Here is a 20,295-nt window from a genome sequence, read left to right as displayed (position 1 = left end):
TCAAGCGCCAATCACTACTGACAGCATACTCAACGACCCCATCTCTATTCCTTCAACCGGAATAGTTATCGGCTCCTCGCCGTCCCAGGCGCCAAGAACATACAGCAGCGGAAGAAAGTGCTCGGCCGTCGGGTTAGATAACGATCCGCCTTCATGCGCCAGGTAATTCACCAGCGGATGCTCGGCTACGGGACCTTTCCAGTCCAGATTCGCCTTCACGTAGTCATTAAACGACTCCGCCCAAGGATAGGGCGTATTCTCGCCGTGCCAGCGCGCAGTACGCAGGTTATGCACCACATTGCCGCTGGCCACCAGCATAATGCCTTCATCGCGCAGCTGAGCCAGCTTACGCCCCATTTCTAAATGCCATGCGGCGGGTTTCGTACTATCAATACTCAGCTGCACCATCGGAATATCGGCATCGGGATACATTTTAATCAACACGCCCCATGAACCGTGGTCAAAGCCCCAGGCTTCTTTATCCAGCGTCACCGGCACCGGCGCCAGCAGCTCAACCAGGCGTTGGGCCAGCTCAGGTGAACCCGGCGCCGGATAATGCGTATCGTAAAGCGCCTGTGGAAAACCGCCAAAATCATGGATTGTTTTCGGCGCCTCCATCGCGGTCACTCCCGTACCGCGTGTAAACCAGTGCGCGGATATCACCACAATAGCTTTAGGCCGCGGCAGCGTCTCGCCCAGATGCCGCCAGGCGCGGGTATAGATGTTATCTTCCAGCACGTTCATCGGACTACCGTGGCCTAAAAACAGTGCCGGCATGCGGATACGTGACATAGTAATATCCTTGGTTGAGAATAGTGGATGCATTTACCTTACGCGCTTTTTATTCAGGATAAACTCAGATAAGCATGATGATGATCGTCAGAAAATTTGAATATCGATAAAATTGGATTGCAACCAGAATAGAAATTTAAATTTTTATTTAAATTCAACAAATTACCATGATTACACGCTGTTTATTTTCCGCATCTTAAACGTTTTGCAAAATCAGTCCACGGGCAACGTGAGTCACAGAAAGAGGCTTACTGGCAAAAACTTTCAATACTGACTGAGCCGATAAGCATTCTCTGTTATTTGTCGACAAAGAGGGAGCATCTTGTAGACACTCTATATCGCGTATTCGCATGTAGATGACAAGATCAACTCTGCATGGCGCACCCGCTCTATTTTTAATCAGCTCGTAATCATTACCTATCAGGAAAAGCTCACTAACGCTATATTTCTGCAGGATATTTTATTCATAACCATTCATTAAAAGAGAATAACCAACTATATACTCTGACAATGAGTATCGAGTTTTCCATATACATAGATTATACTAATAAATTGGTGTTAGCCGCCAACTGAATAAAGTCATGTTCTCCAATAACGTAGTCCAGACCATACTAATTTATGAGATTAATGGGTTAAAAGACCTACATATTAAGAACCGTGTCGCCATAAGACATAGTCTATGGTTGATTGGCAGATAAAATCATTTTATGTCAGGATCGGCATAGTCAATTCATCTCGTGAATCCATAACAAATAAGAAATAAGTTCAAATTATCCAATTTAACATTAAGTAATAAAAATAGTCAGCCGCATATTCTATAGTAAAGGACAATTTTAAGTTAACAGCTATTATGGTGATAAAAATCCGATAGCAAAAAGAAGAAGTTACATTCACATAAAATATATTAAAAGTTAAAAATCGCGCTAAACATGCTTAGCAATTCAGACTATAGTCTAAGAAACGCAATAATAACATATATATTAACTTAAACTAAAGATAAATGTTAACTATAAATAACGAGTGTAACAGATGGTGACATGATAATTTCGCGCCGTAAGTTAATATTAACCCCTAGGTTCTAATATTTAACTTTCAGGATTTTGTTTATATTCGCTAGATATGATTAATCTATAAAGGATTATATTCCATGTTAAAGAAAACACTGCTCGCTGTTGCCACCACTACCCTTTTATCTACAGCTGCTTTTAATGCAAGCGCAATCGATCAGGGTCACGGTATCGTTAATTTTTCCGGCACAGTAATTACTGCACCTTGCTCTGTTGCTCCGGAAAGCTCTCAGATTGACGTAAATCTGGGTCAGGTTGCTGACACCGTGCTGAATGGCGGCCAGTATTCTCAGTCTGCTGACTTCACTATTCAACTGCGTGATTGCGTACTGACCAGCACTGATACTGAAGGCAAAACCACTACTATTAACAAAGTTAATGTGACTTTTACCTCTGCTAACGTTGATGTTTCCGACACTAGCCTGATGTCCAACACCAAAGAAAACAACTACGGCGGCGCAACTAACGTTGGCGTGCGTATCCTGGATGCAGGTTACAACACCGTTACTCTGGGCACCGCAGTTCCGGTCATGTTTACCGATACCAACCCGACTCAGGATCTGAACTTCCACGCACGTATGGAATCTCCGACCAAAAAAGCTACCGAAGGTGATGTTTACGCTCAGGCAAACTACGTTCTGGCTTATCAATAATCACTATTTGTTGTCTTGCTTGATTAATCCAGGCCGGTGAAAACTCACCGGCTTTGTTGGCCTACTTTATTAAAAGAAACGGATTTTATGCGTAATCTCATTTATTCCGATTTAACGCCCAAAGGATTATCTCTTTTAATAAAGCGGGTCCTCTATTCTGTATGTATGGTATTTTCTTTATCAACGTCGATTTATGCCATTGAATTTAATACAGATATGATCGATGCCGAAGATCGGGAAAACGTCGATCTCTCGCAATTTGAAAAAAAAGGCTACATCCCTGTTGGTACCTATTTAGTACGCGTACAAATAAACAAAAATACGCTTCCGCGCGCCTATAATCTCGAATGGATAAAATCGGATAATGAAAATGGGTCTCTGCTTTGCCTGACTCAAGAACATCTAACAGAATTTGGTTTTGCGGATGCGTTTATCTTGTCTCTACAGCCGCTGAACCCGCAAGGTTGCCTCGATCTGAGCCATAAATCGGACCTGGTCACTCGCCTGGACAAAGCGAATATGATACTGACTTTAACGGTTCCCCAGGCGTGGATGAAGTATCGGGCCAAAAACTGGACCCCGCCGGAGTTCTGGGACGTGGGGGTTACTGGTTTTATCATGGATTATAACCTCTACGCCAGCCAGTATGTTCCCAGCCATGGCGACAGCAACCAAAACGTAAATACCTACGGCACGCTGGGTTTCAACTTAGGCGCATGGCGTCTACGCAGCGATTATCAGTACGATCAGTCGTTTACTGAAAATAACTCCAACGGCAGCAACAGCAGTCTACCGCGAACCTATCTGTTCCGCCCTATTCCATCCCTGGCGTCAAAACTCACCATGGGGCAGTATGATCTCAGTTCCGATCTCTACGATACGTTCCATTTTACCGGCGCTTCACTGGAGAGCGACGAACAGATGCTACCGCCGGACCTGCGCGGATACGCGCCGCAAATAAGCGGCATCGCTCAAACAAACGCCAGGGTCACCGTTTCACAGAATGGCCGTACTTTGTATCAAACTTCCGTTTCCCCCGGACCGTTTACAATTACCGATCTGGGGACCACGTTGCAGGGGCAACTGGATGTCACCATTGAAGAAGAAGATGGGCGTAAAAGCACGTTTCAGGTCGGTTCAGCCTCTATCCCGTTTCTGACGCGTCAGGGCCAGATACGTTATAAAAGCTCCGTGGGCAAGCCTACATCAACCACCCACAACGACATTAACAACCCACTCTTCTGGACGGGAGAGATTTCATGGGGCTGGCTGAGCGATATCTCTTTATACGGCGGCGCGATCGTTACCGCCGACGACTACCAGGCGGCGACCAGCGGAATCGGCTTTAACCTGAATAGCTTTGGCTCCCTCTCCTTTGATGTCACACGGGCAGAGGCCAATTTACGCAATGACAATGAAGGCAAGCAGCGTGGCTTCAGCTATCGCGCAAACTATTCTAAGCGCTTCGAGGAAACGGGCAGTCAGATAACCTTCGCGGGTTATCGTTTTTCGGATAAAGAATATGTCACGATGAGTGAATATATCAATTCGCGTGATGGTAACAATACCAACAATAATGAAAAAGAGAGCTATGTCCTCTCATTTAACCAATATATCGAACCGTTGGCGCTAAACAGCTATCTGAGCATTACGCGCAATACCTACTGGAATAGTGATACCAATACCAACTATTCATTCTCCGTTAGCCGCAACTTTGATATTGGCGATTTCAAGAATATGTCCGCCTCTCTGGCAATGAGCCGCGTGAGCTGGGGCGATGATGAAGAAAATCAATACTATTTCTCTATTTCAGTACCATTTGAAAACAACCGCAATGTTACCTACAGTTTGCAACGCTACGGCGACGACGCCGCTACACAAACTGCAACATACTATGACAGTTCGGACCGCAACAACACCTGGAATTTATCCGTATCTGGCAGCGATAAAGACTATAGCGATGGCGAAGCGGCCTTGCGCGGTTATTACCAACACTACTCTCCCTGGGGCCGGCTAAATGTTAACGGCAGCGTGCAGCCCAGCAACTATCGCACATTAAGCGCGGGCTGGAACGGTTCGTTTACGGCAACGCGTTATGGGGCGGCATTCCATGATTATAGCCCCGGTAATAGTTCCCGCGTCATGGTGGATGCGGATAGCATCTCTGGCGTTGAAGTGAATAACAATCGCAGTAAGACTAATATATTTGGTATTTCCGTGGTCCCATCGGTGGGTAACTATACTACCGCCACGGTAATGGTAAATAATAATAACCTACCTGAAGGTGTCGATGTCACTAACTCGGTTATTCGCACCACGCTAACCGAGGGAGCCATTGGTTATATGCCGCTCAGCGCGACCAAAGGCTATCAAATTATTGGCGTCATCCGCCTGGAAGATGGACGCTATCCGCCGTTGGGCGTTACCGTGACAGATAAATCGACCGGTCGTGATATCGGACTGGTGGCCGATGATGGCTTCGTGTACCTCAGCGGCGTGCAGGAAAATAGTATCCTGACGCTCAAATGGAACGATAAAGCCTGCGACATTACACCACCTAACCACAGTAATGCTGATGGTCAGGCCGTTATTTTACCGTGTAAGTCTCAACATTAATTCAGGATGAAGACAATGAAGATAAACGTAATGACAAAAGGAATTTTATGCCTGGCGGGCGCCAGTTTTGCGGCCAATGCCGCCGTATCTCCTGACAGAACACGCATCATTTATAACCAATCGGATAAAAGCGTCTCGGTGCGTCTGACCAACCAGAGTCCCGACACGCCTTTCCTTGCCCAATCATGGATAGAGGACAAGGATAATAAAAAATCTCGTACTTATATCACCGCAATACCACCAATGTTGCGCCTTGAAGCCGGCGAGCAGGCGCAGGTGCGCCTGATGGGGCAAGCAACGCTGGCGCAGCTTCCTGCCGACAGAGAATCGCTATTTTATTACAATATTCGGGAAATTCCGCCGCGTTCAGAACAGAAAAACGTTATGCAGATTGCCATGCAGAGCCGGATTAAGCTTTTCTGGCGACCAAAGGCTATCGAAATACCTGATGGACAGGTAAATCTGGTCGGCAAAGTCGACATTAGCCGAACCGCCAGTGGATTGACGCTGAAGAACAAGTCTCCCTACTTTATTACTGTCGGTTATATCGGCGTTAACGGCAAAACATTGCTACCGAAAACCGCCAGCATGATGGCGGAACCCTTTGGCCAGGCGGTCCAGGAAATTAAAAATTTACCGGCGAATTTCCAGGTCGGCTATATTGGCGATTACGGTGGCCTGCATATGTTTAAGATCAGCTGCAACTCTGTTCAGGCAACATGCCAGTCCGAACCGGTGAAAAAGGAATAATAATGAAAAAAGTAATCAGTTTTTTAGCATTATTAGCCTGCCTGTTTTCATTCCCTGCGTGGGCGGTTGACTGCTATCAAAATACCTATGGCGGCCCGGTGAGCGCAACGCTAACTCTCCCCCCATTCACCATCCCTAACGACATCCAGCTAGGGAAAAAGATATGGGAAAGCTCGGACATTAACATTACGGTTTACTGCGATAACGCGAGCGAATGGTCTCCATCGAAACCCACAGAAAATATCTATGCGTGGATAAAGTTATCAGCTTTTAATAGCGGCGATGTGCTCAACAATCCCTATTTTACTTTTGGCGTAACATATGCCGGTGTCGATTATGAAGGCATTAATCAAGGGATCAACACCGGCGCCTGTCTTGATAGACAGGATCACTATCTAATCCCAAGTATCTTTCATGATCCTGTATGTAATGGTTCGTCATTGCAAAAAAATATAACCTTTAACGCCCGCTTCCGCTTGTACGTTAAAATAGCAGCGATTCCTCCTGATAGCTCAACGGTCTATAATTTTGGCGATATTAACGTACTGCAGTTTGATGGTGAAGGGGGAGCGAACCTGCTTAGCAACGCTAAAAATTTACGTTACTATATTTCAGGGCTGGATAATATCCATATTCTGACCTGCACAGCATCAGTTAAGCTGTATCCTGAAAATCAAACTGTTGATTTCGGAGCTATTTATAACTACGAAAAAAACATGCCGGTCCTGAAAAAAAACTTTAGTCTTTCAACTATTCGAGATCAAACTGCAGGCTGCACTGAACGATTTGATATTACTACCAGTTTCTATATTAATGAAAACCCCTACGATTCCACACATCTGGATATAGGGAACGGGCTATTATTAAATATCGTAGATGACACGGCTAATACTGATGTTCTTTTCAACCAATATATGCCTTTTACAACATATATACCCGGTGAACCTTCAACAGTAACGCATAACTATACCGCCGAACTCACTAAAAAACCGTCTGAATCTGTGGCCGATGGGCCATTCAGTAAAGATGTCATCATCAAGATAAATTATCAATAGTCATTAAAAATTTCATGACTGACAATAATAAAGCCGGGATAACCCGGCTTTATTATTTGGCGCAATGTCAGCGATCAGCTGGCTTTACGTTCGTGCTCACGACGGTAAGCCGCTAAATCTTCGATAGTGACCACAGCCATATTATGCTGCTGAGCAAACTCGATGCACTGCGGCGCGCGGGCCATAGAGCCATCATCGTTGGTCAGTTCGCACAGTACGCCAGCCGGTTTGAAACCTGCTAACGTCACCAGGTCGATAGTCGCTTCGGTATGGCCGCCGCGGGTCAACACGCCGCCCGGCTGCGCGCGCAGCGGGAAAACGTGGCCAGGACGGTTCAGGTCGGACGGCTTCGCGCCATCGGCAATCGCCGCACGCACGGTGGTCACGCGGTCAGCGGCGGAAACGCCGGTGGTCACGCCTTCAGCGGCTTCGATGGTCACGGTAAAACCGGTACCGTAGGCGCTGGTGTTGTTCTCAACCATCATTGGCAGGTCGAGCTGTTTACGGCGATCTTCCGTCAGGCACAGGCAAACAATACCGCTGCCGTGACGAATAGTCAGGGCCATTTGCTCAACGGTCATGGTTTCAGCGGCGAAAATCATATCGCCTTCGTTTTCACGATCTTCATCGTCAAGTACCATCACACCGCGGCCTTCGCGCAGTGCATCTAAAGCGTGTTCCACACGTTCAAAAGCGGTACCAAAAGAGGAAAGTAGCGTCTGATTCATGGTAAAAAAAACCTCATTAATTGTATGGTTACCAGAATCAGGGCAGTCTTAGGAGCGCCGGTTTAGCGGCAAAAGTCAACGCAAGCGGGCAGAAACCCGACTGAGCCGTTACTCTCTCCCATCCGGACTCTAACCGTCGGCCCCGGAATTACACCGGATCTGCTGACCTTTCTGCATTCACAGAAAGCGCTCGCGGGCTTTCAACGCTATGGTTGATTTACCGCCGGTGGGGAATTTCGCCCCGCCCTGAGAATAAGCAAAGTCACTATAACGCTATTGACTATCGTCGGCAATGCATAAGCTTCAAACATTTATGGTTTATAGGCACCGACGATCGCACTACAATGAGCCCATAACCGACCAGAGCAGGATACCACCATGATTGACCCGAAAAAAATTGAACAAATCGCCCGTCAGGTTCATGAATCGATGCCAAAAGGGCTCCGCGATCTGGGGGAAGACGTGGAGAAAAAAATTCGTCAGGTGCTCCAGTCGCAGTTAACTCGCCTGGACCTGGTAAGCCGCGAAGAGTTCGACGTGCAGACGCAGGTGCTGCTGCGCACGCGTGAAAAGCTGGCGCTGCTGGAGCAGCGTCTTAACGATCTGGAAAGCCGTTCGCTGAGCGCGCCGGCGACGCCTGACGCAGAAGAGAAGCAGTAAAAACAAGCAACGGGCCGCAAGGCCCGTTGTCATATCGGTAAGGTGGAAAGTTGATTAGTGCTCCAGCTCCGCTTCTGGCGTCATCGCGCTGTTCGCCTGCCGGCAGTACAGCTCATAGCGTTGACAGAACCATTCACGATGCGCTTCATCCATATTGCCAACAATGGCCTGAAGATCGACGGGCTGACCTTGTGCGTTCATTCTGGCGAAACTCTGGGCCAGGAAATCAAAATTCTTCATTAAATACATATCGTTATTCTTCATACGCATACTCCTTCAGCCGTTGGTGTTCTGATTGGTCATATGCTTTTTACTTACTTCAGTATTTATCCTTACCTTAACGTTTTTTGTACGAAAAATGCGCCCAACATGGTGATTTATTGCGCCAAATCATTTATGCCGTCATTAAATAAAAAGAGGCCCGCGATTAGGCGATCGCGGGCCTCTTTTGCACTACTTTGTAGCGGAATCGTCGGTTACGCGGCGTTTAGCGCGATAATCCCGGATATACCGCCGCTACGGTGGGGAGAGAAAACATTACTGTTTGTTATCTTTCTGGATCTTCTTAATGATGTTGGTCGTCGAACAGCCGTCTTCGAAGTTGAGCACCAGCACCTCGCCGCCGTTTGCCCATACCTCTTCACTACCGGCAATCTGTTCCGGCTTATAGTCGCCGCCTTTCACCAGCAGATCCGGCAGAATGCCGGCAATCAGCCGCTGCGGTGTGTCCTCTTCAAAAGAGACCACCCAGTCGACGGCTTCCAGCGCGCCCAGCACGATCATACGCTGATCCAGCGGGTTGACCGGACGAGACTCGCCTTTCAGACGCTTCGTTGATGCGTCGCTGTTCACCGCCACAATCAGCCTGTCGCCCAGCTTGCGAGCGTTCGCCAGGTAGGAAACGTGGCCCGCGTGTAAAATGTCGAACACGCCGTTGGTCATCACCACTTTCTCGCCGCGCTTGCGCGCCGCGGCGACCGCCAGCTTCAGCTCCTCTTCGCCCATCACGCCAAAACCGGTCTCTGAGCGCCCGCGCACCGCGTTCTCCAGTTCGATAGGCGAAACGGTAGAGGTACCGAGTTTACCCACCACGACGCCCGCCGCCGCGTTGGCAAAATAGCAGGCCTCTTCCAGCGTGTTGCCGGAAGCCAGCGTCGCCGCCAGCACGCCGATGACCGTGTCGCCCGCGCCGGTAACATCATAAACTTCCTGCGCCTGAGTAGGCATATGCAGCGGCGGCCGCCCAGGCTGCAGCAGCGTCATCCCCTGCTCGGAACGGGTCACCAGCAGCGCGGAGAGATCGAAATCGGCAATGATTTTCATCCCGCGCTCAACGATCTCTTCTTCATCCTTACATTTACCCGCTACCGCTTCAAACTCTGAGAGGTTAGGCGTCAGCAGGGTGGCGCCACGATAGCGTTCAAAATCCGTGCCTTTCGGGTCAATGAGCACCGGAACGCCCGCGTCGCGAGCCAGCTTAATCATGGTCTGAACGCTGGTCAGCGCGCCTTTGGCGTAATCAGAGAGTACCAGCGCGCCAATGGAGCCCAGCGCCTGCTGAATACGTTCGTGCATCGGCTGCGGGTCGACGCCGGAGAACCCTTCTTCAAAATCGAGACGAATCAGCTGCTGGTTACGCGACAGCACGCGCAGTTTGGTAATCGTCGGGTGCGTCGGGACGGAGACAAAATCGCACTTCACGTTAACGTCGGCCAGCGCCTTACTCAACGCGCGGGCGGCATCGTCAATCCCGGTCAGGCCAACGAGGCGAGAGGTCGCGCCGAGGGACGCAATGTTCATCGCCACGTTTGCCGCGCCGCCAGGACGTTCTTCGATATTTTCCACCTTCACCACCGGCACCGGCGCTTCCGGCGAAATGCGGCTGGTGGGTCCATACCAATAGCGGTCCAGCATCACATCGCCAACCACCAACACTCCTGCACGTTCAAACTCTGGCAGCGTTACTTTCATTCCTCTCTCCTGCGAGACGCAAACTTTGCGCGCGATAATAGCACACCCGGTTTTTTAGTTAAGCCATCAACCACTTCTGCCAGCTGGCGCTGACCTGTTCACGCTCCTCGCTAAACGCCTCTGGCGCCACGTGCCCCGGCTGTTCCTGCAGCGCCAGGTGATGTAGCGCATCGCGCAGCGTAGTGTAAGCGTGAGTTAACGCCCTCGCCTCTCCCTCGTCCATAATGTCATTCTGCGCCAGCAGTTCCAGAATACGGACGTTATCGGACCAGCGCGTGAGCTTCGGTTTATCACTGGCATAGCGTAGGACCAGATACTGGGTAATAAATTCAATATCCGTGATCCCCCCGGCATCGGCTTTAATATCAAAGCGATCGGGATGCTTATTCCCCAGATGAGCGCGCATTTTTTCACGCATTTCCCGCACTTCGGTTTGCAGTTTTTCGCCTTCCCGCGGGGCGGTGAGAATATCCCGACGAATCGCGTCAAAGCGCGCCTGTAGCTCAGGATCGCCGTACACCACGCGGGCGCGAACCAGCGCCTGATGCTCCCAGGTCCATGCCTCGTTTTGTTGATAATCAGCAAAGGAATCGGCGGTAGTCACCAGCATGCCCGCCGCGCCAGAAGGACGTAAGCGAGCGTCCACTTCGTACAGAATGCCCGACGAGGTGCGGGTGCTGAAAAGATGCATGATGCGCTGCGCCAGGCGCAGATAAAACTGCCGACCGTCGATTTCGCGCTCGCCGTCGGTCATCACCTCCATCGGACAATCGTGGAGGAATACCAGGTCGAGATCGGAACTGTAGCCCAGCTCCCAGCCTCCCAACTTGCCGTAGCCGACCACCGCAAAACCGCGCCCCTGGCGCTCGTGAAGGTGCGTCGGCTGCCCGTAGCGGGCCACCATCTGCAGCCAGGCCTGCTGGACGACCGCATCAATCATCGCCTCCGCCAGCCAGGTCAAGTGATCGCTCACTTTCATCACCGGCAGGGTTCCGGCGATATCCGCCGCGGCAATATGCAGCAGCTGCGCCTGCTTAAACTGGCGAAGCGCCTCCAGCTGCTGCTCTTCATCCTCTTCCGGTACGCGCAGCAGATACTGCCGAAGCTCGTCGCGATAGGCATCGGTGGCCGTCGGCTGATAAAGCGTATTCGGGTCCAGCAGCTCGTCCAGCAGCAGCGGGTGACGGGCCAGCTGGCTGGCGACCATCGGCGATGCGGCGCACAGGCTAATCAGGTGCTTTAGCGCGCCGGGGAACTCGCTCAGCAGCTCCAGGTAGGTTGTACGGGTGACAATTCCGGTCAGCAGCGGCGTGATGCGCGCCAGCGGCACCGGGGCATCGGCGCGCGAACAGATTTCGCTAAGCAGATGCGGCATGAGCTGATCGAGCACCTGACGGCCGCGCGGACCAATCGTCCGCCGATCCAGCTCTTTACGAAAATCGGCGATCAGCGCCAGCACGCTGCGGCGATCGTTATCAGCAAGATGCGCCAGCGCCGGGCTGGTATCGTCCTCCTGCAGCGCGTCCTGCCACAGTTCGCGCCAGTACTCTTCAAGCTGTTCATCCGGCGACTGCGTTTCATCGTCGCCGATCAGTTCATTAAACACGCGCCGCACGTTGGCCATCTGCTCCGCCAGCCGCGCGCTGAGCGTCTCCCAGTCGGCAGCGCCCATCCCCCAAGCCAGCCGGGCGCGATTAAGCTCATCCTGCGGCAGAGTTTGCGTCTGCTCATCGTTGATACTCTGCAGCAGGTTTTCGAGGCGTCGCAAAAACAGATAGGCTTCGCGCAGCCTCTGCGCATCGCCTTCCGGCAGCAGGTGCAGCTCCTCGATGGCGGCCAGCGTCGGCAGCAGGGCCCGCTGTTGCAGCATCGGCTCGCGACCGCCGCGAATCAGTTGAAAGACCTGGACGATAAACTCCACTTCGCGGATACCGCCCGCGCCGAGCTTGATATTATCCTTCAGACCCCGGCGGCGCACCTCGCGGGCAATCATTCCCTTCATATTACGCAGGGACTGAATCACGCTGAAATCAATATAACGGCGGAAGACAAATGGCCGCAGCATAGCGCGCAGCTCGCCGGCATAAACACCATCGTTCTCGCCCATGATGCGCGCTTTCACCATCGCATAGCGCTCCCAGTCGCGCCCCTGCTCCTGGTAATAATCTTCCAGCGCGGCAAAGCTCAGCACCAGCGGGCCGCTGTCGCCAAACGGGCGCAGGCGCATATCCACGCGGTAGACAAAGCCATCCTGGGTGGGCTGATCCAGCACCTTAATCAGGCGCTGTCCGAGACGGGTAAAAAACTGCGCGTTATCCAGCTCGCGACGGCCGCCGCGGGTGGAGCCGTGCTCCGGCCAGGCGAAAATCAGATCGATGTCGGAGGAGAAATTCAGCTCGCCGCCGCCGAGCTTGCCCATGCCGAGGATCAGCAGCGGCTGAGCTGAACCTTCCGCATTACACGGCGTCCCCCATTCGCGGCAGCAGGCGGCGTAAAGCCAGTCGCGCGCGGCGACGATTAAGGTCTCCGCCAGCGCGCTGAGCTGCTGTAGACTGCTCTCTTCGCTGACCAGCGATAGCGCCTGGGCCCAGGCGATGCGCACCATAATCCAGCGGCGAAACTGGCGCAGCTCGCGCATCAGCGCGGCCTCATCATTGACCTCGGCCAGGCGAACCCGCAGCCACTCGGCGTAGTGATGCCACTCCAGCGCCTCGGGAGGCGCACTTTCAAGCTCCGCCAGCCACTGCGGCTGCGCGATCAGACTCTGCGCGACAAAATCGCTGAAGGCCATAACCGATTGCGCCCGTTCGCTCAACGTCGATACGGGAAAATCCGCTGGCAGTCGGTCTATGACCGTCTGCCAGTGCTGCTGTAACTGCGAAGAAAGCGGCATCTTAGGGGCTCCCTGGCCTGAAATTATCGTTTTCCACTATGCAGCCAGAACGGCTCCGCTGCCAGCGCCTGGCGACGAAAATATTCGATAACGCTACTGTCGTTATGCGCAATCGCCCGGCGGGTCTCTTGCCAGTTTTCCAGCCACGGCCCGGCGACGTCGAGATAAGCTCCGGATAACAGTTGAACGGTGTCAATTTCGCGGGTCAGGCGCGGAAGCTGATCGACATAACCGTCAGCGGACGGCTGGCGGAAGGCGTTTTTCAGCTCCGCCGCCGCTCTGGAGAGCTGAATATCCGCGAAGCGTTTAAACGATCCGGCAATCTTCTGTTCCCCGGCAGCGTTCAGGAAAGGACGCCAGCCGCGGTTTACCAGCAGATCGGTGAGCGTCAGCTTCGCTCTGACGGTTGCCACGCTGAAAAGCGCCGCCTGGGCCGTTTCGGCCTCCGCCAGCGCCGTTTCGGCTTCGTTCAGACGCTCACGCAGCAGCGTGGTGGCCTTGCGCGGGACAATGCCGCCAAACAGCACCAGCGCATGCCGCACGCGGGCGATGGCGTGCAGAATCTCCGCTTTCGCTTTCGCATTGCCGCGATTGAGGAGTTCATCATGATACAGCCAGTGCGCGAGCGCGCTTTCCAGCGCCGCTTCCAGTGCCTGTTCGACGCTGGCCTTCGGCGCGACGCGAAGGATAGACAACGCGGTGAGCGGACGTTCTTCATTGCCCTGCGCCAGATGATAACCGCGCGCCGCCTTGCTCAGACTACCCTGGCGCAGTACGCCGGTATCCAGCAGGCGACGGGCAAGGGTCAGAATGTCCTGCGTTTTACCGGACAGCAGTTCCAGCTCCAGTTCACAAATCGGCTCCTGGTGTTCACCGGCTTTGACTGCGCCGCGGTCGAGCGCGATTTCAATTTCGCTATCGCCTTCCTTTACAACCCATCTTTCACGCGCAAAATCAGTGCTGAAAAGCGGCTGTACGTTCTGTGCGAGCTCCGCCGGCAGTTCTCCCTGCGGCCAGACCTCAGCCGGCAGTTTCTCCAGCGCCAGCTCCGGCGTGTCCAGCGGAATGTTGTATTCCGGACGCTGATGCAGGCCGCCGACGACGCGCCCGGCGATTTTCAGCGTCATTTCATAGCGTCCCTGGTCGCCGCGAATGCGCAGCCCCATGTCGTGGCGGCGCAGCCAGTTATCCGCCGTTTCATAGTAAATATTCAGCAATTGACCCGCGGGCGTATGCTTTGCCTCCAGCGTGTTGAGGTGCTGACGCAGCGCGTCAACGCCATCCTGAGCGACGATAAACTTTAATTCGATTTCTTGAGCCATGACTGAATTCTTCCGCTTATATGCTGTGCCGGGAAATTGCGGCGAACTAACAACGATATTTCTTGTCAGTAAATAGTATTTTGCGGCGAATCGCCATGCAATGCGCATTTTGCCGGGCCACCTCCTGGATGATTCCGATTGTGGCGGAAAACTTTGCGTCGCTTCGGCGATGCCACTACTATCGTTCAACTTTTTATGACCAAACGATGACCTGATGCCTAAATTACGCCTTATTACATTGACTTTGCTGGCGCTGAGCGCCGCCACGGCGGTTCACGCGGAAGAAAAACGTTACGTTTCAGATGAACTGAATACCTGGGTGCGCAGCGGTCCGGGCGATAACTATCGTCTCGTGGGCACCATCAACGCCGGTGAGGAAGTCGCGGTGCTGCAAACCAACGACAGCACGAACTATGCTCAGGTACGCGACGGCAGCGGCCGTACAGCCTGGATCCCCCTGAAAGAGCTGAGCAACGAGCCCAGCCTGCGCACCCGCGTGCCGGATCTGGAAAACCAGGTCAAAACCCTGACCGACAAACTGAACAATATCGACACCACCTGGAACCAGCGCACGGCGGACATGCAGAAGAAAGTCGCCGGTAGCGACGCCGTTATCAACGGCCTGAAAGAAGAGAACCAAAAGCTGAAAAATGAGCTGGTTGTCGCGCAGAAAAAGGTAAACGCCGCGAATCTGCAGCTTGATGACAAACAGCGCACCATTATCATGCAGTGGTTTATGTACGGCGGCGGCGTGCTGGGCGTCGGCCTGATCCTCGGACTGGTGTTGCCGCACCTGGTACCGAGCCGCAAACGCAAAGACCGTTGGATGAACTAATTCGTCTTCTCTGCCAGACTTACGTATCATCGTAAGAAAATGAAGACGGGAGAGTAAGGCGTGAAGGTTTATCTGGTCGGTGGTGCAGTACGAGATGCGTTATTAAGGCTACCGGTTAAAGACAAAGATTGGGTCGTGGTTGGCGCCACGCCTCAGCAACTTCTCGACGCGGGCTACCAGCAGGTAGGCCGTGATTTTCCCGTGTTCCTTCATCCGCAAAGCCGCGAAGAGTATGCCCTGGCGCGTACCGAGCGCAAGTCAGGTTCCGGTTACACCGGCTTTACCTGCTATGCCGCAGCCGACGTTACCCTTGAACAAGATCTGCTGCGCCGCGATCTGACGATCAATGCGCTGGCCCAGGACGCCGACGGCCAGATTATCGATCCCTTCGGCGGCCAGACTGACTTACGCCAGCGCCTGTTGCGCCACGTCTCGCCCGCTTTTAGCGAGGATCCGCTACGCGTCCTGCGCGTGGCGCGCTTTGCCGCCCGCTACGCGCACCTGGGTTTCCGCATCGCCGATGAAACCATGGCGCTGATGCGCGCGATGGCCGATGCCGGCGAGCTGGCGCACCTCACGCCTGAGCGGGTGTGGAAAGAGACGGAAAGCGCCCTTGCCACCCGCAACCCGCAGGTCTTCTTCCAGACACTACGCGACTGCCGGGCGCTCAAGGTGCTGTTCCCGGAAGTCGACGCCCTTTATGGCGTACCTGCTCCGGCGAAATGGCACCCGGAAATCGACACTGGTCTGCACACGCTGATGACCGTCACCATGGCGGCGATGCTCTCTCCGGAAGTGGATGTCCGTTTTGCCACGCTATGCCACGACCTGGGGAAAGGGCTAACGCCGAAAGCGCTCTGGCCCCGCCATCATGGTCACGGCCCGGCGGGGGTTAAGCTGGTCGAGCAGCTCTGCGCCCGTCTGCGAGTACCGAACGACATTCGCGACCTGGCTAAGCTGGTCGCCGAATTTCACGATCTGATTCATACGCTCCCCATCCTGCAGCCGAAAACGCTGGTCAAGCTGTTCGATAATATCGACGCCTGGCGCAAGCCGCATCGTGTCAGGCAAATCGCCTTAACCAGCGAGGCCGACGTGCGCGGGCGCACCGGCTTTGAAGCCTGCGATTATCCGCAGGGACGCCTGCTGCTGGAAGCCTGGGAAGTTGCCCGGTCGGTTTCAACAAAAGAGGTGTTGGCGGAAGGTTTTCAGGGCGTTGAGATTCGTGAAGAGCTAACGCGTCGGCGAATTCAGGCCGTCGCCCGCTGGAAAGAAAAGCGTTGCCCTCAGCCGCGCGACTGAGGGCGGGCGCTTAGAAGAAGACCACGTAGACCGCTGCCGCGACGATAAAGCGGTAAATGGCGAACGGGATAAACGAAATACGTTTAATCAGCTGCAGGAAGGTTTTAATCGCAATCAGCGCAACGATAAACGCCGTGACAAAACCGACGGCAAACATCGGAATATCGCTGGCGTTGAGGAACCCAATGCTCTTGTACATATCCAGTACGGTTGCGCCCATCATCATCGGCACCGCCAGCAGGAACGAGAACTCAGAGGCCGCATAGCGGCTTACACCCATCAGCATCCCGCCGGAAATCGTCGCTCCGGAACGCGAGAAGCCCGGCCATAGCGCCAGACACTGGAAGCAGCCGATGACGAACGCCTGACGATAGGTCATATCATCAATGCCCACCGCGCGCGGCTGTTTTGGCTTCAGCACTTCCGCCGCGATCAGCAGCACACCGCCCACAATCAGCGCATACATCACGTTAATCGGGTTAAACAGCGACTTGATGGTATCGTGGAAAATTAGCCCCAGCACCACCGCCGGGACCATCCCCAAGAGAATATGAATAAGCGACAGGCGACCGCTGCCCTGGCCTTCATGTTCGGGCTTTTTACCAAAATGAATGCCGATAAGGCCAAACAGACGGCGCCAGAACATCACCACAACGGCCAGAATGGAACCAAGCTGAATCACTACTTCAAAAGTATTTGCGGTATCGCCTTCAAAACCCAGCAGATGACCGACAATAATCATATGACCAGTACTGGAGACAGGTAAAAACTCTGTCAAACCCTCAACCACACCCAATATTGCCGCTATCAGCAGCGAGTGTATATCGCTCATCCAATTAAACCCTTTAAAAAGTAAAATGAAAAAAACCAGGAACGAAGAACCGAGCTATCAGGCGTGCTTATTTGGCCACAGACAGCGCGCAGAAAACTGAGCGTACAGGTTGTACGCAAGGATTTCGAGCGCTGTTCTGGAACAAAACGGCAAATAGCATAGCCTGATAGCCGGATTCTATGACCGGTATAAACACGCTTTGTTTAACGAGTATGACCTGAAAAGTTTTGTTTCAGATTAAGGCCACGTTCAATAATGACGCCAACGTTGGCCGCTCGCGCTACCGCGCCGGGCTTGCTGACTTTAATACGTACCCATGGCGATTGAAACTTTTCCAGCAGCAGGTCGGCGATCTCTTCCGCCACGCGCTCCACCAGCGCAAAGCGCGCTCCCTCAACGTGGTTGATCACCAGCTCGCTGATATCAGCATAGCTGAGGCAATCGCTGACATCATCGCTGGCCGCCGCTTTGCGGTTATCCCACGCCATTTCGATATCGAACACCAGCTTCTGTTCGATGGTTTGTTCCCAGTCGTAAACACCAATTGTGGTGATTACCGAAAGTTGCTCTATAAATACAATATCCATCACGACCCGCCTGCTTTTTGACTAAACCGGATACCACTTCTGACCAATTATGCGTATTATCCACAGATGCAAAGACATCCCCTAAATAATTTGCGTTGCAGTAAGACCGCGACGCGGCAAGGCTCCAGGCGCACGGCGTTGCGATGCGTCCGGGCGGGCCAACGCGCCGACAGCGCTGGGGATAAACCAACTCTTTCTAAATGGAACAGCTGATGAGTGCAATCGCGCCTGGACTGGTTATCCTCGCCTACCTCTGCGGCTCAATCTCCAGCGCCATTCTCGTTTGCCGCCTCGCTGGCCTTCCTGACCCTCGCGACAACGGCTCCGGCAATCCTGGGGCGACGAACGTCCTGCGAATTGGCGGCAAAGGCGCAGCCGTAGCGGTACTGATTTTTGATGTGCTGAAAGGCATGCTGCCGGTCTGGGGCGCGTGGGCGCTAGGCCTGACCCCGTTCTGGCTCGGTCTGGTGGCGATTGCCGCCTGCGTGGGCCATATCTGGCCGGTATTTTTTAACTTCCGCGGTGGTAAAGGCGTGGCGACCGCCTTCGGCGCCATTGCCCCAATCGGCTGGGATCTTACCGGCGTAATGGCCGGAACCTGGCTGCTGACGATTCTGCTCAGCGGCTACTCCTCTCTTGGGGCCATCGTGAGCGCGCTGATTGCGCCCTTCTATGTCTGGTGGTTCAAACCGCAGTACACTTTCCCCGTTTCGATGCTGTCGTGCCTGATCCTGCTGCGCCATCATGACAACATTCAGCGTTTGTGGCGTCGTCAGGAAACCCGAATCTGGTCTCGTTTCAAAAAGAAGAAAAAAGCGCCGGAGCAGAAATAACCTTTGCTTCGCCGCAAGGCGGCAATGAGCTTACTCCAGTCAGTGATTCGGGCGAGCGACAAATCTGCCGGGAGCAGATTTGAACGTCGCTTGCGACGGTCCGCCAGGGCGAGGCCCATGGATGGGCCGAGTAGCCCGTAGCCAACGCCGCTGCGGCTCGAAGTATGACGGGCATAAGCTTTTCATATGATCGGGATGATTGCCCCCCGATCAATACTCTTCGCTGCTGTTTTATCTTGATTTTGCAGGGGCGCGACATTGCACGGCACCGTGTTAGCACAGAATAAAAAAGGCTGGCAGGCCACGCTGGACCTCCAGTTTCAATTTCTCGGCGGGAAAACCACGCTCGCCTCCCGTCGCCATGTCGGTCCCCTCACCGTTCAGCGCCCGTTTTATCCCGAAGCAGAGACCTGCCACCTCTATCTGCTTCATCCGCCCGGCGGCATCGTCGGCGGCGATGAGCTCACCATTAGCGCGACCATTGATGCCGATTGCCATACCCTGATCACCATGCCCGGCGCCAGCAAGTTTTATCGCAGCAGCGGCGCGCAGGCGCGGCTTCAGCAAACCCTGACGCTGGCCGAAAACTCGACGCTCGAGTGGCTGCCGCAGGACGCGATCTTCTTTCCCGGCGCCAACGCCGCTTTGTCTACCGCCTTTCATCTCGCCGCCTCCAGCACGCTGCTGGCCTGGGACCTGCTGTGCCTTGGCCGACCGGTTATCGGCGAAGCTTTTAGCCACGGCGCGCTCGCCAATCGGCTGGAAGTGTGGGTCGACGGCTCTCCGCTGCTGATTGAGCGCCTGAGCCTGGCCGATGGACAGCTGGCCTGCGTCGCGCAGCAGCCGTGGGTGGGAACGATGCTGTTCTACCCGGCGAACGAAACGCTGCTGGAAGGCGTACGCGAAAAGCTTACGCCGCTGGCAAATTACGCCGGCGCTACGCTCACCGACGGCCTGCTAACGGTACGTTTTTTAAGCGATGATAATCTGCTTTGCCAGCGGGCGATGCGCGATATCTGGCAATTCATGCGCCCGCATCTGACCGGCAAATCTCCGGTACTTCCCCGAATCTGGCTGACTTAAGAGAACGCTATGGAACTGACACTCAGAGAAAAAGACAAGCTGTTGCTGTTTACCGCCGCACTGGTGGCGGAGCGTCGCCTGGCCCGCGGCCTGAAGCTCAACTATCCCGAATCCGTGGCCCTGATTAGCGCCTTTATTATGGAAGGCGCGCGCGATGGCAAAAGCGTCGCCGAGCTGATGGAAGAGGGACGCCACGTCCTGAGCCGTGACCAGGTCATGGAAGGCGTGCCGGAAATGATCCCCGATATCCAGGTCGAAGCCACCTTCCCGGACGGCTCGAAGCTGGTCACCGTTCATAATCCGATAATCTGAGGTA

General features: G+C 53.6%; 18 protein-coding genes, 2 pseudogenes and 1 riboswitch. Of the genes and pseudogenes, 11 read left to right on the top strand and 9 right to left on the bottom strand.

Annotated features, from left to right (window positions below; genetic code table 11):
• Positions 1 to 792 carry a 4,5-DOPA dioxygenase extradiol gene (ygiD, locus tag GUC22_RS03450; RefSeq protein WP_049087447.1) on the bottom strand — a complete coding sequence of 264 codons (792 nt, stop codon included), beginning with the start codon at positions 790 to 792 and terminating at the stop codon, positions 1 to 3.
• A gap of 1,147 nt (positions 793 to 1,939) precedes the next feature.
• Here ygiD and GUC22_RS03445 point away from each other — a divergent pair.
• From GUC22_RS03445 to GUC22_RS03430, 4 genes are all read left to right on the top strand, one after another.
• Positions 1,940 to 2,512, top strand: coding sequence for a fimbrial-like protein (locus tag GUC22_RS03445; protein ID WP_004135738.1), 573 nt, complete (start codon positions 1,940 to 1,942; stop codon positions 2,510 to 2,512).
• A gap of 87 nt (positions 2,513 to 2,599) precedes the next feature.
• The gene (locus GUC22_RS03440) at positions 2,600 to 5,128 is read left to right on the top strand and encodes a fimbria/pilus outer membrane usher protein (RefSeq protein WP_177951859.1); all 2,529 of its coding nucleotides are present in this window, start codon (positions 2,600 to 2,602) and stop codon (positions 5,126 to 5,128) included.
• 15 nt (positions 5,129 to 5,143) lie between these two features.
• Positions 5,144 to 5,878 (top strand): molecular chaperone, encoded by a 735-nt coding sequence (locus tag GUC22_RS03435; protein ID WP_024358683.1) that lies wholly within the window; start codon positions 5,144 to 5,146, stop codon positions 5,876 to 5,878.
• A gap of 2 nt (positions 5,879 to 5,880) precedes the next feature.
• Entirely contained in the window at positions 5,881 to 6,933 is a 1,053-nt protein-coding gene (locus GUC22_RS03430) for a pilus assembly protein (RefSeq protein ID WP_148855237.1), read from the top strand.
• Positions 6,934 to 7,007: 74 nt separating this feature from the next.
• Here GUC22_RS03430 and ribB read toward each other — a convergent pair whose 3' ends face one another.
• Complete coding sequence (gene ribB, locus GUC22_RS03425) at positions 7,008 to 7,661, bottom strand: 3,4-dihydroxy-2-butanone-4-phosphate synthase (RefSeq protein ID WP_004125315.1); 654 nt, start codon at positions 7,659 to 7,661, stop codon at positions 7,008 to 7,010.
• A gap of 106 nt (positions 7,662 to 7,767) precedes the next feature.
• Positions 7,768 to 7,919: riboswitch (FMN riboswitch) on the bottom strand.
• A gap of 120 nt (positions 7,920 to 8,039) precedes the next feature.
• Here ribB and ubiK point away from each other — a divergent pair.
• Positions 8,040 to 8,321, top strand: coding sequence for a ubiquinone biosynthesis accessory factor UbiK (gene ubiK, locus GUC22_RS03420; RefSeq protein WP_049089054.1), 282 nt, complete (start codon positions 8,040 to 8,042; stop codon positions 8,319 to 8,321).
• Positions 8,322 to 8,375: 54 nt separating this feature from the next.
• On the opposite strand, the gene glgS is transcribed toward ubiK, so the two are convergent.
• Entirely contained in the window at positions 8,376 to 8,585 is a 210-nt protein-coding gene (glgS, locus tag GUC22_RS03415) for a cell surface composition regulator GlgS (protein WP_004135725.1), read from the bottom strand.
• On the opposite strand from glgS, the pseudogene GUC22_RS27245 reads away from it, so the two are divergent.
• Positions 8,577 to 8,717: pseudogene (locus GUC22_RS27245) on the top strand (hypothetical protein); the annotation flags it as partial. The gene glgS and the pseudogene GUC22_RS27245 overlap by 9 nt on opposite strands.
• Before the next feature lie 141 nt (positions 8,718 to 8,858).
• On the opposite strand, the gene hldE reads toward GUC22_RS27245, so the two are convergent.
• Genes hldE through GUC22_RS03400 form a run of 3 tightly spaced genes read right to left on the bottom strand, consistent with a single transcriptional unit; the run spans position 8,859 to position 14,507 of the window.
• Positions 8,859 to 10,292 carry a bifunctional D-glycero-beta-D-manno-heptose-7-phosphate kinase/D-glycero-beta-D-manno-heptose 1-phosphate adenylyltransferase HldE gene (gene hldE, locus GUC22_RS03410; RefSeq protein WP_004125323.1) on the bottom strand — a complete coding sequence of 478 codons (1,434 nt, stop codon included), beginning with the start codon at positions 10,290 to 10,292 and terminating at the stop codon, positions 8,859 to 8,861.
• A 58-nt stretch (positions 10,293 to 10,350) separates the two neighbouring features.
• Entirely contained in the window at positions 10,351 to 13,185 is a 2,835-nt protein-coding gene (gene glnE, locus GUC22_RS03405) for a bifunctional [glutamate--ammonia ligase]-adenylyl-L-tyrosine phosphorylase/[glutamate--ammonia-ligase] adenylyltransferase (protein WP_154954752.1), read from the bottom strand.
• Positions 13,186 to 13,208: 23 nt separating this feature from the next.
• Complete coding sequence (locus GUC22_RS03400) at positions 13,209 to 14,507, bottom strand: inorganic triphosphatase (RefSeq protein WP_049087450.1); 1,299 nt, start codon at positions 14,505 to 14,507, stop codon at positions 13,209 to 13,211.
• Between the two features lie 214 nt (positions 14,508 to 14,721).
• Between GUC22_RS03400 and GUC22_RS03395 the strand changes: the two genes are divergently transcribed.
• Positions 14,722 to 15,342 (top strand): TIGR04211 family SH3 domain-containing protein, encoded by a 621-nt coding sequence (locus tag GUC22_RS03395; protein WP_004125329.1) that lies wholly within the window; start codon positions 14,722 to 14,724, stop codon positions 15,340 to 15,342.
• A 60-nt stretch (positions 15,343 to 15,402) separates the two neighbouring features.
• Entirely contained in the window at positions 15,403 to 16,644 is a 1,242-nt protein-coding gene (locus tag GUC22_RS03390) for a multifunctional CCA addition/repair protein (RefSeq protein WP_154932833.1), read from the top strand.
• Between the two features lie 10 nt (positions 16,645 to 16,654).
• Here GUC22_RS03390 and bacA read toward each other — a convergent pair whose 3' ends face one another.
• Both bacA and folB read right to left on the bottom strand, forming a co-directional pair.
• Positions 16,655 to 17,476 carry an undecaprenyl-diphosphate phosphatase gene (gene bacA, locus GUC22_RS03385; RefSeq protein ID WP_004135718.1) on the bottom strand — a complete coding sequence of 274 codons (822 nt, stop codon included), beginning with the start codon at positions 17,474 to 17,476 and terminating at the stop codon, positions 16,655 to 16,657.
• 203 nt (positions 17,477 to 17,679) lie between these two features.
• Complete coding sequence (gene folB, locus GUC22_RS03380) at positions 17,680 to 18,063, bottom strand: bifunctional dihydroneopterin aldolase/7,8-dihydroneopterin epimerase (protein ID WP_004135716.1); 384 nt, start codon at positions 18,061 to 18,063, stop codon at positions 17,680 to 17,682.
• A gap of 212 nt (positions 18,064 to 18,275) precedes the next feature.
• Between folB and plsY the strand changes: the two genes are divergently transcribed.
• Complete coding sequence (gene plsY / locus GUC22_RS03375) at positions 18,276 to 18,896, top strand: glycerol-3-phosphate 1-O-acyltransferase PlsY (RefSeq protein WP_154932831.1); 621 nt, start codon at positions 18,276 to 18,278, stop codon at positions 18,894 to 18,896.
• Between the two features lie 185 nt (positions 18,897 to 19,081).
• Here the strand turns inward: plsY and GUC22_RS27375 are convergent.
• A pseudogene (locus GUC22_RS27375) lies at positions 19,082 to 19,165 on the bottom strand (short-chain dehydrogenase); the annotation flags it as partial.
• Here GUC22_RS27375 and GUC22_RS03370 point away from each other — a divergent pair.
• Together GUC22_RS03370 and GUC22_RS03365 are read left to right on the top strand one after the other, a co-directional pair.
• Complete coding sequence (locus GUC22_RS03370) at positions 19,155 to 19,979, top strand: urease accessory protein UreD (RefSeq protein ID WP_004135715.1); 825 nt, start codon at positions 19,155 to 19,157, stop codon at positions 19,977 to 19,979. The pseudogene GUC22_RS27375 and the gene GUC22_RS03370 sit on opposite strands and share 11 nt — an antisense overlap.
• A gap of 9 nt (positions 19,980 to 19,988) precedes the next feature.
• On the top strand, positions 19,989 to 20,291 hold the full coding sequence (locus GUC22_RS03365) for an urease subunit gamma (RefSeq protein WP_154932829.1): 303 nt from the start codon (positions 19,989 to 19,991) through the stop codon (positions 20,289 to 20,291).
• Positions 20,292 to 20,295 lie beyond the last annotated feature (4 nt).

This window comes from Klebsiella sp. MPUS7 (genome assembly GCF_009905335.1).
Taxonomy (GTDB): Bacteria; Pseudomonadota; Gammaproteobacteria; order Enterobacterales; family Enterobacteriaceae; genus Klebsiella; species Klebsiella grimontii.
This window is presented reverse-complemented; position numbering and strand designations above follow the sequence as displayed.